The sequence below is a fragment of the Streptomyces montanus genome, assembly GCF_005786655.1.
GTDB lineage: Bacteria > Actinomycetota > Actinomycetes > Streptomycetales > Streptomycetaceae > Streptomyces > Streptomyces sporangiiformans.
Genome location: NZ_VBZC01000063.1, coordinates 13,562 through 27,871, shown reverse-complemented (window position 1 = coordinate 27,871; position 14,310 = coordinate 13,562). Strand labels below are relative to the sequence as shown.

The following is a 14,310-nucleotide window of genomic DNA, read 5'->3' as shown; positions in this document are numbered from 1 at the left end:
TCAAGCCGCCGTTGCTGTGGGGAACCGGCAGATGCGCTCAGGCCCGGTACACCAGCAGGTACCGCCAGAACAGCAGGCGACGCACGGATGAGCCGGGCAGGAGTCGGGCGGATTCGGCGCGGGTCGCGGCGTACGTCAGCGGGGGCGGCCAAACCAGCGGGACCTGAACCGCCGGGGTGGGCCGGCGCTTGTCCAGCAGCCGGTTCGCCCTGAGGAGGGACCGAGCCGGCAGGGCCACAGGAAGTCGGTCGCCGTCCTGACCGGACAGAGCCCCAGCACTGCCAGGACTCCGCCCGGTGCGAGGGCCTTCCTCAAGGTCAGCACCGTGTCGAACGGCATGTGGTGCAGACTGGCGATGCATGAGATGAAGTCGTAGCGGGAGTCCGGCAGTTGCTCCTCCCGCACGTCGGCCTGACGGTACCGGGGGCCGCCGCCCGCCGCTTGCGCCGCCGCGACGACGTCCGCACTGGCATCCACCCCCTCAACATCCAGCCCTCGCTCCGCCAGCAGCCGCGCGAACCGCCCCGTCCCACACCCGACGTCGAGAGCCGACTCATCGCGCCGACGCCCGCCAGGGCCTGTTTCAGGCGGCGGGCCTGGACTCGGCCGGGCGTCGCCGGAGCGTCGGCGTGGTGAGCGGGGGCGCAGTCCAGGCGCCGTCCGGGGGGTAGACGTCGGTTCCGGGTGACACGATTTCGTCGATCCGGTCGAGTACGGCGTCGGTCAGCATCACGGACGTGCCCTTGAGCGTGCTGCGCAGTTGCTCCATCGTGCGCGGGCCGATGATCACCGACGTGACGGCTGGATGCGCGAGCGGGAAGGCGATGGCCAACTCCGGCAGCGAGCAGCCCACTTCCTCGGCCACGGCAACGAGTTGCTCGACCACCTCCAGCTTCGCGGCGGTGCGCGGCGCGGAGGGATCGAAGCGGTCCGGGTTCAGGGTGGGACGTCCGCTGCTCAGATCGAGGGCCTGGCCCTTCCGGTAGCGGCCGGTCAGGAACCCCGAGGCCAGCGGGCTCCACGTCAGCACCCCCATACCCAGGCGCTGCGCCGCCGGCAGCACATCCTTCTCGACGCCTCGGGCCAGCAGCGAGTAGGGCGGCTGCTCGGTGCGGAACCGCTGGAGCCCGCGGCGATCGGCCACGTGGTACGCCTCCACGATCTGGTCCGCGGGGAACGTGGAGCAGCCGAACGCTCTGATCTTGCCCTGCCGTACGAGATCGGTCAGGGCGGAGAGCGTCTCCTCGATGTCGGTCGTGTGGTCCGGCCGGTGCACCTGGTACAGGTCGATCCAGTCCGTCCCCAGCCGCCGCAGGCTGTCCTCCACCTCCCGGACGATCCAACGCCGCGAGTTGCCGCCGCGGTTGGGGCCGTCGCCCATGGAGAAGTGGACCTTTGTCGCAAGCACCACGTCGTCGCGGCGGCCCTTCAGCGCCTTGCCGACGATGGTCTCCGACTCTCCGGCCGAGTACATGTCGGCCGTGTCGACGAAGTTGATCCCCTCGTCGAACGCGGCGTGGATGATGCGGACGCACTCGTCGTGGTCGGCATTGCCGACGAAACCGAACATCATGGTGCCGAGGCAGTAGGGGCTGACCTCGATGCCGGTCCCGCCCAGAACGCGGTGGCGCATGCAACTCTCCTTGGACGTCGTCCTGTTGGGATTGCCGCGACCTTACGAGTTGGAGTCCGCTCCAGGGCAAGCATCGCCGGCCCACGCTTGCCTGTCGGCTCGGCCGATACGCCGGCGCGACCCGTCGACGAGATCGGGGCCCGCGCGCGGGCGTCAGATCCACGGCGGCAGTGCCGGCAGGTCGTCCGTCGTGTCGAGGCGGGCGCCGGACGTCCGGCCGGCCGGCCACGCGAGGAGGTCGGCGGCTGGCCGACGGCCAGGTCGACGTGGTGCAGTTCGAGTTCGCGCGGCCGGATCACCAGGATGCGGCGCGGGGTGCACAGCTCCCCTGTGAAGGGCCTGATCGTGGCGTTCCAGGCAGGCGCGGGCAGTTCCTCGACGGTCCGCTGGAAGTGCGTCGCGGTGTCCCGTACGTCCGTCACCAGGTCGGCGGCCGGGCGGTGGGCGCCCGGCCTCGATCTCGGCGTCGCGGGCCCGCCGGTTCGTGTACTGCGGTGTCTCCACCCGTACGCGCCCGCTCCAGGAGGCGTTCCAGCGCCGGCACCTGGCGTGCCAGGTGGCTCAGGAGTCCGTCAGTCGTTGTACGCCGCCGATTGGTGACTTTCGACGCCACGGAGGACGCCCGTGCCAAGCGGCCCGTGGGTGACAAGTCGCGGCCTTCCTCCCCCCGTGCGAGTCTGAGTTCATGATCGGGCGGTCAGCTTGGCCGGGTGCCGAGTGCCGTCGTCCTGTTCCCGCTGATCCGGTGGGTGTGTGCGGTGGCTCGGCCTGCCTGCCTCGCGGGCGGTCGCCTCACCCAGCCGCCGGAACGGGGCCCGTTGGCTCATGTGGGTGAATGCTCTGGCCGGGTGCCCGTCGGGCGGGACGCTCGAAAGGAGGTGCGCCCCCCATGATTCCTGTCACCCCGTCACCTGTGCGTATCGAGGCGACTCTCGAGCCTCGGCTGTCCAGATGGCTCTGGCTGGTGAAGTGGCTCCTCGCCATCCCGCACTACATCGTGCTGTGCTTCCTGTGGTTCGCGTTCGTCCTGGTGACGATCGTCGCGTTCTTCGCCATCCTGTTCACCGCCCGGTATCCGCGGGCCCTCTTCGACTTCAATGTCGGCGTACTGCGCTGGAACTGGCGTGTCAGTTACTACGCCCACACGGCCCTCGGCACCGACCGGTACCCGCCTTTCACCCTCGCGGACGTACCGGACTATCCGGCGCACTTCGACGTCGTCTACCCCGAGCGCCTCTCCCGCGGTCTCGTGCTGGTGAAGTGGTGGCTGCTGGCGATCCCGCAGTACATCGTCGTCGGGATGTTCGTCGGGGGCTGGGGCTCGAACGAGAACGGCTGGCGCGGCGGCGGCCTGATTCCCTTCCTCTCCCTGGTCGCCGTGGTCATCCTGGCGGTCACCGCCCACTACCCGGGGCACCTCTTCAACTTCCTGCTGGGTCTCGCCCGCTGGGTCGCACGCGTCACCGCCTATGCCGCGTTGATGACCGATCAGTACCCGCCGTTCCGACTCGACATGGGCGGACTGGACCCGGCGGCGAAGCCCCCGGCCGCCGATTCCGGACCGTGACCGTCGGCGCTCGGGCTTGAAGAACCTCCACACAATGGCACCCGCCCCTTTCCGGGGCGGGTGCCATTGTTCTGCTGGTCTTCGGCTGTGTGACTAACCGGCCATGGACGGGGCGTACGGAGACCCTGCCGGCGCGAGCTGCACTCCGGGGGCCAGGCCGAGGGCGACGAGAGCGTCGGGCAGGCCCCGGCCGACGCGGGCCGCTTCCATCGTGCCCGGGGCGGCGAGCGGACGGCAGCTGGCCGCGATGATCTCGAAGAGGTGCTGCACCCGGCCGTGCCCTCGGGGCAGCAGCTGGCCGTGGAAGTCCTCGTGGTGGGCGAGGACGAGTGCGGCGAGACCGACGATGTGGGCCGAGGCCGTGCCGGTGCCGTCGAGGGCCGTGTATCCGCCGCGCGGCGAGCACGACAGGACCGCCACGCCGGGGGCGGCCGCGTCGACGCCGGAGCCGTAGCAGCTGAACGGCGCGGCGAACAGGCCTTCCGGTGTCAACTGCGGGCCCGCGTGGGTGGCTTGGGACGAGTCCGGCGGATAGGAACCGAAGACTCCCAGCGCGCCCACGGTGAACACGGTCGGCAGCGTGCCCGGGAAGGCGACCGGTCCGGCCGTGTCGCCCGCGGGGGCGACACAGGCGATTCCCGCCGCGTTGGCATCGGCGAGTTTGCGTGACACCAGCGCCGACGCGTACGGGGTCGCCACCGCGATGTGGGCGATGTCCACCTCGTGTTCGACGCAGTGGTCCAGAGCGGCGATCAGGTCGCTGAAGCAGCCGTCCGGCAGCACCTGACAGACCTCGATGTCGGCGTCGACCGCGATGCCGATGATGCCCTTGCCGGTGTCCGCCCCGGCGATGATGCCCGCCGCGTGGGTACCGGTGCCCACCGTGTCCTGGGTCCAGCCCTCCTCCGTACCGCGGACGAGATCGGCCCCGGAGCGCACGCGTTGCTTCAGATCGGGGTGCTCGGCGGCGACACCGGAACCGATGACGGCGACCCTGACCCCGAAGGCGCGGAAGGTGGGAGGCAACGGGTCCAGCCGCATGGCCTGCTGGCCCCAGCCGTACTGCTGCCGGTCGGCCAGCCCCGGGTACACCTCGGCCAACGGTGTGAGCGTGACCAGGTTCTCCCTGGTCACCGACAGGTCCGGGCGGTTGATCCAGCGGTCCGCGTACCCGTCCGCGGGCCGGACGTACAGGGACTGTACGGACTCCGCGGTCTCCGTGGTCAGCGTGACGGTGGCCCTCCCGTCGGAACCGGTGGTGCCCTGAGCCGGCCATGACGCCCCGATCAGGAACACCCCCGCGCCGGCCAGTGGTTGGCCCTTCGGGTCGCAGACCCGCAGCGAGATCTCCACGGGTTCGTCCAGCGGCATGACCAGCCCCGGGTCGCGGAGCGGCAGGATCGCCGCGGTCGGCATGGCGACGGGTCCGATGCCGGTTCCGGTTCCGGACAGGGGCAGGTCCGGCTCGATGTGTACGTGCAGCGATCTCATCGCCGGCACTTGGGCCCCGGCCGCCTCGACGACCGCGATCTCCGGACAGGAGGGGTGCAGTCCGGCCGATTGGAGCTTCTCCGACGGCCGGAGTCTTCGGATCACCTTGACCTCGGGCATCCGGTCCAGCCGGTCACACACGGCGTCCATGCTGAGTTCGGTCACTCCCGGTGGGAGCAGATGCTGCGGCAGCGGTGTCACCATGTACCGCTCCCGGCGCGGTTCCACCGGGAGCGGTGACTGCGCGCCTTTCTTGCGTGGCTCCGTCTGCCTGCCCTCGTCGGATCCGGGCCCAGCCGTTCCCGCGCCCTCGGCCCCGCTCTCGCGGCTGTTTCCGGGCCTTTCCTTGACCATCACGTCCACCTTCACCACGCCTACGTCCTGAGTCGTCACTAGTGCTCCTGATTTGGCGGCGGGGCGGCTCACGCTTCCACGGTGATGCGGTGTGCCCGGGTACTGCCCCTGGCACACCGCATCACGCCGCCCGGACGTCAGCTCATGCCGAACGGCATGCCCGTCTGGAAGCCGAAGCCAGGCTGCTGCTGGTACTGCGGGTACTGCTGACCGAACCCGCCGCCGAACATCTGGCCCTGCTGACCCTGGCCGTACTGGCCCTGCTGACCCTGGCCGTACTGGCCCTGCTGACCCTGCTGGCCCTGGCCGTACTGGCCCTGCTGGCCCTGCTGGCTCTGCTGGAGCAGCGCCACGATCGCGGTCGGCAGCGCCTGCTGCACGGACTGTTCCACGGCGTGCCGGATCCCGGAGTGCAGCGAGCGGTGGAGCGCGAGCGCGAGGTACGGGTGCGCCTGCTGGGCCATGCCCTGCTGCTGGAGCTGCTGCTGGATCTGCTGGATCTGCTGGAACGTGTGCTGCACTTGCTGCGCGACCTGCTGGGCCGTCTGCTGACAGGCCTGCTGGATCGCCTGCTGGACCATCTGGGCGATCTGCTGCTGCGGCTGGCCGAACTGCTGGCCGAACTGCTGGGGTTGCTGAGTACCGGTCATCACCGACATGAAAAAGCTCCGTTCGATGCCACCAAGGGAAGGCCGACATAGGGGGCACATCGGCCCTATCGGGTAATCCGACATCCCGAAGCTAAGTTGGTGTCGGCTCGGCCGCCATCGGACGACCGGCACCCGCGTGAGCATCCCGATCGGCGCATCGGCTCGACCGGCAACACGGGACGCCCGGCAGCCCCGGGCCGGCGGGACGGCGCCGTGCCGGGTGACCGGTCCGAGGGCGCGGCTCACAGCCGACGGACCCACGCCGCCGACCGGGTGATGACCGCCCCCGGCCGCCAGGTGCGCCGGGAGGCACTCCTACGCGGACTCGTCGCCGCTGCCGTAAGGCCTGGTCAGGATCTCCAAGTTGTGGCCGTTGGGGTCGTCGAAGTACGTACCGCGCCCGCCGTCGTTCCTGTTGATCTCGTTGACGCGGCGGTGGGACGGGTCCGCCCAGTACGTCAGGCCGGCGGCCTGGATGCGGGCGAAGACCGCGTCGAAGTCGTCCTCCGAGACCAGGAACGCGTAGTGCTGCGGCGTGATGGGATCGTCGGCGTCCATGTAGTCGAGAGTGACACCGTTGGGTATCTGCACCGGGATGAACGGGCCGTACGGCGGGCTCACCTCCAGGCCCAGGACGTCGGCGAGGAACCGGGCCGAGGCCTTCTTGTCGTGGGCGGCGACGATGGTGTGGTTCAGCTCGACGGTCATCGTACGGACCTCCTCGGCTTGCCGTAGTGACACTTCCACGCTAAGCGCCGCTACGACGGAAGGCAGCCCACGGCTCGACCACCCCGTCCGGCGGCACGCCTACGCGGCTCCGGCGAGGTCCTTGCGGCGTACGTACCGCAGCCCGCATATCCCCTCGTACAGATCGCCGTCCTCGTTGTCGCCGACCGTGCCGCGGGACACATGGCCGGTGAGGAGGGATATCCACGAGCGGAGCCAGTAGTACGGCTGGAGCGGCAGCCAGCACAGGCCCGAGAGCCAGCGCCAGGTGAGGCGGAACGGGCCGGGGCGGTGGCCGTCGGCGGCACGGACCACACGGACGCCACTGATCAGCTTGCCCACGCTCGCCCTCGTCATCAGGGTCAGCAGCACCTGGTTGGCGAAGGAGACGCCGGCGAGGACACCCACATGCACCCCGAGCTCGGCACCCGCGGGCAGCCCCGGGAGCCACGCGCCCTTGTCGAGCGTCACCGCCGCGACGTACCAGACGGACCAGGCGAGGACCCCGTCCAGGGTGACGGCGCAGATACGCCGCACGTCGCTCGCCTGCCGGGGCACCGCGGGCCGCCCCAACCTCTGGGGCGCGTAGGCCTGTTGATGCGCCTGACCGTACGGCCCATGCACGGCGTACGCGCTCCGACTCCCCCGTGGATCATGCATGCGGCCATCATGCACGACCCCACTGACAACGCCGGGCCGGAGCCGTGTCACAGGCCCCGGCCCTCACCGAACCGCCACGGGAACGTCAGATCGTCGCCGTGTCGATCACGAAGCGGTACCGCACGTCACTCGACAGCACCCGCTCGTACGCGTCGTTGATCTCGGAGGCACTGATCAGCTCGATCTCGGCGCCCAGACCGTGCTCGGCACAGAAGTCCAGCATCTCCTGGGTCTCGCGGATGCCGCCGATGCCGGAGCCCGCGAGGGTCTTGCGGCCGGCTATCACCGAGAACAGGTTGATCGAGACGGGCTCCTCGGGCGCGCCCACGTTCACGAAGGCGCCGTCCGTCTTCAGCAGGGACAGGAACGCGTTCAGATCCAGCGGGGCCGAGACGGTCGAAAGGATCAGGTCGAAGGAACCCCGCAGGTCCTCGAAGGTCTTCGGGTCGCTGGTCGCGTAGTAGTGGTCGGCACCCAGCTTCAGGCCGTCGTCCTTCTTGCGCAGCGACTGCGACAGGACGGTCACCTCGGCGCCGAGCGCGTGCGCGATCTTGACGCCCATGTGGCCGAGACCGCCCATGCCGAGGACGGCGACCTTCTTGCCGGGGCCGGCGTTCCAGTGCCTGAGCGGGGAGTACGTGGTGATGCCGGCGCACAGCAGCGGCGCGGCGACATCCAGCGCGAGCCCGTCGGGGATCCGCACGACGAAGTTCTCGTCGACGACGATCTTCTCGGAGTAGCCGCCGTAGGTGGGCTCACCGTTCTTGTCGAGGGCGTTGTACGTGCCGACGTTGCCCTTGAGGCAGTACTGCTCGAGGCCCGCCTCGCAGTTCTCGCACGCGCGGCACGAGTCGACCATGCAGCCGACGCCCACGCGGTCGCCGACTGCGAACCTGGTGACGCCGGAGCCGGCCTCGGTGACGATGCCGGCGATCTCGTGGCCGGGGACCATCGGGAACATCGCCTCGCCCCAGCCCTCGCGGGCCTGGTGGATGTCGGAGTGGCAGATACCGGCGAACTTGATCTCGATCAGGACATCGTGCTCACCGACCGGACGACGCTCGATCGTGGTGCGCTCCAGCGGAGCCTTGGCGGCGGGTGCGGCGTACGCGGCGACAGTGGTCATGCTGGGCTTCTCCCGGTGACTGGTTCGGCGCCCGGCGGGCCTTCGGGCCGGGCACGATCACCAGCCTGCTCCTGCGCGCGGCGTTTACCCAGGCCACGGTTGTGCCTACGTCCACTGGTCCTACTACTGGCGGGGTTACGCTCACAGGCGTACGACCGTGAATACTTGAAGCATGGATGAACAGCGCTCTGGGTCGCCCGCGGGCGAAGCGGGCGGGTCACTGGACCGGCGTGCCGAGCTCAGCGAGTTTCTGCGGTCCCGCCGGGCCCGGCTGAAGCCGGAGGACGTCGGGCTGCCGGACTTCGGGCGGCACCGCCGGGTGCCGGGGCTGCGCCGCGAGGAGCTGGCGCAGCTGGCCGGGGTGTCCGTCGCGTACTACACGCGGCTGGAGCAGGGCAACGGGCGGAACGTGTCGGCGGAGGTGCTCGACGCGATCGCGCGCGCTCTGCGCCTGACGGACGCCGAGCACGCGCATCTCACGCATCTCGCGAAGCCGAAGCGGCACAAGAAGAAGCCGTCTACCCGGCAGCAGCAGGTGCGGGTGGCGCTGCGCGAGCTGATCGACACCTTCGACAACGTGCCCGCGTACGTCGTGGGGCGGCGCTCCGAGATCCTCGTCTGGAACCGGATGGCCGCGGCCGTCTTCGGCGACTGGTCGGAGCTGCCGCCGCAGGAGCGGAACTGGGCGCGGATGGTGTTCCTCAGGCCCGAGTACCGCGAGCTGTTCGTGGAATGGGACCAGAAGGCGTACGACATAGTGAGCCTCCTGCGCATGGACGCGGGCTGCCATCCCGACGATCCGCGTCTGTCGGCCCTCGTCGGTGAGCTCTCCGTGAAGAGCGAGGAGTTCCGGCGGCTCTGGGCCACGCATGACGTCAAGGAGAAGAGCCACGGGGTGAAGCGGCTGCATCACCCGCTGGTCGGTGAGCTGACCCTGTCCTTCGAGTCGTTCAAGCTCGTCGACGACGATGAGCAGTCGATGGTCACGTACCACGCCGAGCCGGGCTCGGCCTCCGCGGAGGCGCTGCGGCTGCTGGCCAGCTGGGGCACGGACGCGATCAGCGCGGGCACGACAGCGCCCCAGGCGTAACACCTCGGTCCGCCCGGTCTCGCCCGGTCTCGCCCGGTCTCAGTCTTCGACGCCCAGGTCCTCTCGCATCAGCCGCCGCATGGCGGACAGCGGGGGTTCGGCCTCCTTCAGGTCCGCCAGCGCCCGCTCGGGACTCTCGCCCTCCCGGGCCATCCCCCGGTCGAGCCGCTTGACCACGGCATCGGTACCCGCGAGGACGTGGTTCACCGCGCGCGAGGCCTCCAGGATCCGCTCCGGCACGATCATCTGCGCCTCGGCGTACCGGTCCCGGTAGTCGCGGCGCGCCTCCTCCAGCTGGTCGCGGTCCTGACCGGTGTAGACGCCGTCACGGATGCGGTGCAGGGCGTCCTTGAGAAGCGTGTGGAACTGGCGCGAGGACCGGTTCATCGCCGTGTACGCGGTACGGCGCTCCTCGAACCGCTGCCTGCGCTCGGCGCTTTCGGCGTCCTCGGCCCGCTGCCGCGCCGTGAGCCGCTGGCTGAGCACGGGCGCGAAAAGCGTACCGAGGACGCCCACGACGGCGGTGATCATGGCGGTCACTGCGGCGGTCATGGCGTGACCCTAATGGACCCCTGATCCCCGGTTCACCGTTCCTGAAGGCTGAGCAGGAGTGAGCCCGACCAGCCGCACGCCCCAAGATCCGGCCATGTGGGTACCAGTGGCGACGGGGAGGCCCCGGACCCTCTCATATCGATCGACCGCCCGATCCGTGTTTCACCCCCGGAACGGCGGAGCCGCCCCCCACGTCCACTTCGGCACCGGCTGCTCCGCCGGCGGCTTCGCGTCCGGGCCCGAGAAGTACACCGCGAGCCGCGTGCCCCACTCCGCGTACGCGACGAACGCCGAGCGGAACTCGGCGTCGGTCGGCAGGCCCGCCTCGTCCGCCGCGTCCTGGAGGAGGTTGACCCAGCGGCGGCGCTGCGCCTCCGTGATGCCCTTGCCCAGGTGCTTGGCGACCATGTGGCCGTGGCCGCCCTGCGTCTCGGAGTAGGCCGCGGGGCCGCCGAACACCTCACCGAGCCAGAGCGCCACATGGGCCGCGTGCTCGGGCGCGAGACCGGCGAAGACGGGCGCGAGCACGTCGTCCTTGAGCACCTTGTCGTAGAAGACCTCGGTGAGCCGCGCGAAGGCCTCGGCGCCGCCCGCCCAGGCGTACAGCGTCGGTACGGACCCGCCCGTGCCGCGTACGGTGGTCGGCTTGTAGTGGCGCATCTCCTCGATGTGGCCGACGTACGGGCGGATCTCGGCGAGGAACGCGGAGAACAGATCCGACTTGCGGAATCCCTCGATGTGGTCCTCGGTCGAGGTCCAGGTGATGCGCAGGACGAAGTGTTCGAAGTCCTCCTCGCAGCGCGACAGCTCGTAGTCGACGCACTGCTCGGCCGCGGCGAGTTGGGCGGCGGCCCGGGTGTAGGCGGCCAGGAACTCCGCCGACTGCTGCTCGGGAATGAGGTACCGGATGTATTCGACGGTGTGGGCAGTCATGGGGCCACAGAAACACGGACGCCCGCCGGAAGGGGCTCTTCCGGCGGGCCGTTCGCTATTGGCTCACTTCCCGTAGTACGCGTTGTAGATCGAGATCGTCGACTTGTTCCCCTTCTTGTCGGCGATCTTGGCGTGGAACGAGATGGCCTCGCCCTTCGCCGGGTTCTTCACGCTGATCCTGCCGTTGTCGACGGAGACCTTCTTCCAGGTCTGGCCGTAGTCGTACGACACGTACACCAGCAGCGACTTGAGGTTCTTGCCCGCGGCCGCGCCCTGGACGGTGACCGGGACGGAGGCCTTCTCGCCGGCCGTGACCCTGCTGTCGAGCCCGACGGCCGCGTTGAAGCGGACCGTGGAGGCCGGCAGCTTGGCGCTGGTGACCTTCTTGGAGCGGAAGGTCCAGCTGGCGTCGATGCGGGTGGAGGCCGCGGCGACCTTGACGCTGCGCTTGACCGAGGTCGTCAGCTTGTACGAGGCCTCGGCGGCCGGCACCTTGAACTTCTCCCCGCCGAACAGCGGGTCGTCGTTCGAACCGACCTTGGTGCCGTTGCGGTACAGCGTCGTGTTGACCGAGGTGAAGAGCGAGGAACCCGCGTGCGTCTTGCCGTCGGCGAACAGCGGCACGACGCCGGAGATGTTGTTGCCCCTGCGGAAGAGGCCGTATTCGGAGCCGAGGCGCGGACCGAAGACGGCGGTGTTGAAGACCTTCTCGTAGTTCTTGCCCGCCTTGAAGGTCTGCGCGTTGCCGAGCGTGTAGGAGGCCTCGGTGATCGGGAAGCCGTCCGAGTCGACACCGCCGGACTGCTCGAAATCAAGGCCCCACTTCACGCCGTTCGCCGTGGACAGGTACAGCTTCCGGGTGCTGGGCAGCGGCTGGAGCACGCTGATCGAGGAGGCGATCCCGCTGTCAGGGAGCCAGCCCACGGCCGAGACCCCGCCCTCCTTGCCGCTTGCCGCGCCGCCGAGGCCGACCTTCACCGTGGCCAGTTCGCTCGCCTTGTAGTGCTTGGTGTAGCCCGCGGCGAGCTGCTTGACCTTGCCGCCGGCGATGGTGTCGTACTGCTCGCCCGCCTTGGCCCAGTGGCCGCCCCACTGCTGGAACAGCGTGCCATCGGTGATCTGCGGACCGAGGTGTGCGGTACGGAAGTTGGCGTACGTGTCCAGGAACCAGCCGTACGTGTAGCTGCCGCCCGCCACGTCGACCGTGTAGTCCGGCGACGCGAACGCGGACTTGGCGTCCTTGTCGGGGACGGTGATGTCGACCGGCTTCGCGGTCCGCGCGTCCACTGTGAGCGTGGTGTTCTTGGTGACGCTCAGCTTCGGCTGGGCGATCCAGTCGATTCCCTCGGCGGCGTCCTCCGGATCCGCGAAGACGGAGGTGTTGAAGATGTAACCGCCCTTGGGCACGCGGACCTTGACGGTGCCGGACTCGTCGTACGGCATGTACGACTTGTCCTCGGCAAGGCCGGAGACCCCGCTCAGGTCGGCGTTGTAGTACTGCGCCGGCTTGCCGTCACGGTCGATGAACTTCAGCGTGACGTCGTACGACTCCACCTCCCGCTGCACCGCCGCCGCCGTACGCACGGTCTGGCCGCCGCCGGTCGCGGTCACATACGCGGAGTAGGCGCCGTCCGTCGTGCCGCCGAGCCTGGTGTTGGCGGTGAGATCGGCGGAGGCCGTGCCGCCCGCCGGGACGGTCAGTGTCTTGGCGCCGAGGGTGAAGAATCCGGCCGGGGCGGCCTGGCCCTTCGGGTTGGTGGCCGCGATGGACAGGGTCAGGGTGACGTCGGTCGTGCCGAGGTTCCTGTACGTCACCTTCTTCGTGACCGGGGTGTCGTCGGTGTGCGGCCACTGCTGGATGCCGAAGCTCACCGACGAGGGGTCGGCGATCACGGACTGCTTGAGGGCCTTGTCGACCTGGATACGGCCCGAACCCTGCTGGAACGGCGTGTACTTGCCGCCCTTCGCGGAGCCGGTCAGCGCGCCCTTGAGCTCGGTGTACGTCCACTGCGGGTGCTGCTGCTTCAGGATCGCCGCCGCGCCCGCGACATGCGGGGTCGCCATCGACGTACCGGAGATGGTCAGGTAGCCGTCCGGCTTCTGGCCGACCTCCTGCTCGATGACGCTGCCCGGGGCCGCGGCGGCGGTGATGTCCACGCCGGGCGCGGTGACGTCCGGCTTGAGGGCGCCGTCGAGGCCGGGGCCACGGCTGGAGAAGGACGCCAGCTTGTCCTTGTCGTCGACGGCGCCCACGGTGAGCGCGGCCTCCGCGCTGCCGGGAGAGCCGACCGTCTGCTCTCCGAAGTCGCCGGAGTTGCCCGCCGCGATCGCGAAGAGGATGCCCTTCTCGGCGGACAGCTTGTTGACCTGGGCCTCCATGGGGTCCACCGCGGGGGTGTCGCCGCCGCCCAGGCTGAGGTTGACGACCTCGGCGCCCTGCTCGGCGGCCCAGTCCATGCCCGCGATGATGCCCGAGTCGTCGCCGTAGCCGGTGTCGTCGAGCACCTTGCCGTTGAGCACCTTCGCGCCCGGTGCGACGCCCTTGTACTTGCCGCCGGACTTGGCGCCCGTACCGGCCGCGATGGACGCGACATGCGTGCCGTGGCCGAACTTGTCGGCCGCGCTCGTGGCCGAGGTGAAGTTCTTCTCCGCGACGACCTGGTCCTTGAGATCCGGGTGGGTCGCGTCGACTCCGGTGTCGAGTACGGCGATCTTGACGCCCTTGCCGTCGTAACCGGCGGCCCACGCCTTGTCGGCGCCGATCTGCGGGACGGACTTGTCGAGGCTGGCCTTGCGGACCCCGTCGAGCCAGACGTGGGCGACGCCGGAGGCGGTTTTCGCGCCGCCGTCCCGCGCGTCGGTGACCGCGGTCCACAGGTCGCCCGCGTCGTCCTTGGGAGTCAGCACGGCTTCGGCGTTGAGGGTCTTGAGAGTTCGGCGAACCTGGGTGTCACCCGCGTCGCGTACGTCCGCCTTGGCCTGCGTGGCGGCGCCCCGGTAGCCGACGATCACCTTGAGGCCCTGCTTCTGGGCCTTGCGGTTCGCGGACTTGTCGAGCTCGGTGATGTCGAAGAGCCGCTGGTCGAGCTTGCCGGTGGCGATCAGACGCGCGGCGTCGGCCGGTACGACGAGGGTGTGCCCGTCGGCCTTGCGGACCTGGACGGGTATCCCCTCGCGGCCCTTCGCGTGCTCCAGACCGACGACGCGGCCCTTCGCGTCGACGACGACACGGTCGCCGGTGATCAGGGTGATGCGGTGCTTGGCGGAGTACTGAGCGGCGGCCGCACCGGCCGCGCTCTCCGCCTTGGCCTGCGCCGGGGTGGTCATTCCCGCCGCCAGGGCCACGGCCGCGGCCGTGGCGATCGTGGCCACGCACGCTCTCTTCACTTGTCTTCGCAAGTCTCCCCCTGGAGATGAAGTCCGGACGAAATCCCCATCCGTCCGGCCGGGGGAAGGTCCGAACTCATGCGCGCACAGCCCCCCCCGGAATACGCAGTATGCCGGGGGGCTGACGGGTGCTCAATAGTG

At 69.7% G+C, this 14,310-nt stretch carries 12 protein-coding genes and 2 pseudogenes; 2 read left to right on the top strand and 12 right to left on the bottom strand.

The features are described 5' to 3' along the window. Nucleotides 1–37 precede the first annotated feature (37 nt). From FE633_RS48895 to FE633_RS48885, 4 genes and pseudogenes are all read right to left on the bottom strand, one after another. Nucleotides 38–238 (bottom strand): hypothetical protein, encoded by a 201-nt coding sequence (locus FE633_RS48895; RefSeq protein WP_246114019.1) that lies wholly within the window; start codon nt 236–238, stop codon nt 38–40. 98 nt (nt 239–336) lie between these two features. Continuing rightward, nucleotides 337–507 (bottom strand): annotated as a pseudogene (locus FE633_RS48890) (methyltransferase domain-containing protein); the annotation flags it as partial. 76 nt (nt 508–583) lie between these two features. After that, nucleotides 584–1,633 (bottom strand): aldo/keto reductase, encoded by a 1,050-nt coding sequence (locus FE633_RS38280; RefSeq protein ID WP_138049774.1) that lies wholly within the window; start codon nt 1,631–1,633, stop codon nt 584–586. Further along, a pseudogene (locus FE633_RS48885) lies at nt 1,570–2,064 on the bottom strand (maleylpyruvate isomerase N-terminal domain-containing protein); the annotation flags it as partial. The gene FE633_RS38280 and the pseudogene FE633_RS48885, both read right to left, overlap by 64 nt. 458 nt (nt 2,065–2,522) lie before the next feature. Between FE633_RS48885 and FE633_RS38270 the strand changes: the two are divergent. Then, nucleotides 2,523–3,200, top strand: coding sequence for a DUF4389 domain-containing protein (locus FE633_RS38270; RefSeq protein ID WP_138049773.1), 678 nt, complete (start codon nt 2,523–2,525; stop codon nt 3,198–3,200). Nucleotides 3,201–3,293: 93 nt separating this feature from the next. Here FE633_RS38270 and FE633_RS38265 read toward each other — a convergent pair whose 3' ends face one another. From FE633_RS38265 to FE633_RS38245, 5 genes are all read right to left on the bottom strand, one after another. Further along, nucleotides 3,294–5,084: a S8 family serine peptidase gene (locus FE633_RS38265; protein ID WP_246114018.1), complete on the bottom strand. Its 1,791-nt coding sequence runs from the start codon at nt 5,082–5,084 to the stop codon at nt 3,294–3,296. Nucleotides 5,085–5,182: 98 nt separating this feature from the next. Next, nucleotides 5,183–5,704: a hypothetical protein gene (locus tag FE633_RS38260; protein WP_138049772.1), complete on the bottom strand. Its 522-nt coding sequence runs from the start codon at nt 5,702–5,704 to the stop codon at nt 5,183–5,185. Between the two features lie 306 nt (nt 5,705–6,010). Next, entirely contained in the window at nt 6,011–6,403 is a 393-nt protein-coding gene (locus FE633_RS38255) for a VOC family protein (RefSeq protein ID WP_138049771.1), read from the bottom strand. A 99-nt stretch (nt 6,404–6,502) separates the two neighbouring features. Beyond that, the gene (locus FE633_RS38250; RefSeq protein ID WP_138049770.1) at nt 6,503–7,081 is read right to left on the bottom strand and encodes an RDD family protein; all 579 of its coding nucleotides are present in this window, start codon (nt 7,079–7,081) and stop codon (nt 6,503–6,505) included. Nucleotides 7,082–7,166: 85 nt separating this feature from the next. Then, complete coding sequence (locus tag FE633_RS38245; protein WP_138049769.1) at nt 7,167–8,207, bottom strand: NAD(P)-dependent alcohol dehydrogenase; 1,041 nt, start codon at nt 8,205–8,207, stop codon at nt 7,167–7,169. A gap of 172 nt (nt 8,208–8,379) precedes the next feature. Between FE633_RS38245 and FE633_RS38240 the strand changes: the two genes are divergently transcribed. Continuing rightward, nucleotides 8,380–9,297, top strand: coding sequence for a helix-turn-helix domain-containing protein (locus FE633_RS38240; protein ID WP_138049768.1), 918 nt, complete (start codon nt 8,380–8,382; stop codon nt 9,295–9,297). A gap of 39 nt (nt 9,298–9,336) precedes the next feature. Here the strand turns inward: FE633_RS38240 and FE633_RS38235 are convergent, their stop codons facing one another. From FE633_RS38235 to FE633_RS38225, 3 genes are all read right to left on the bottom strand, one after another. Then, nucleotides 9,337–9,849: a hypothetical protein gene (locus tag FE633_RS38235; RefSeq protein WP_138049767.1), complete on the bottom strand. Its 513-nt coding sequence runs from the start codon at nt 9,847–9,849 to the stop codon at nt 9,337–9,339. A gap of 162 nt (nt 9,850–10,011) precedes the next feature. Further along, on the bottom strand, nt 10,012–10,782 hold the full coding sequence (locus FE633_RS38230) for a group II truncated hemoglobin (RefSeq protein ID WP_138049766.1): 771 nt from the start codon (nt 10,780–10,782) through the stop codon (nt 10,012–10,014). 63 nt (nt 10,783–10,845) lie between these two features. Further along, nucleotides 10,846–14,169, bottom strand: coding sequence for a S8 family peptidase (locus FE633_RS38225; RefSeq protein ID WP_138049765.1), 3,324 nt, complete (start codon nt 14,167–14,169; stop codon nt 10,846–10,848). Nucleotides 14,170–14,310 lie beyond the last annotated feature (141 nt).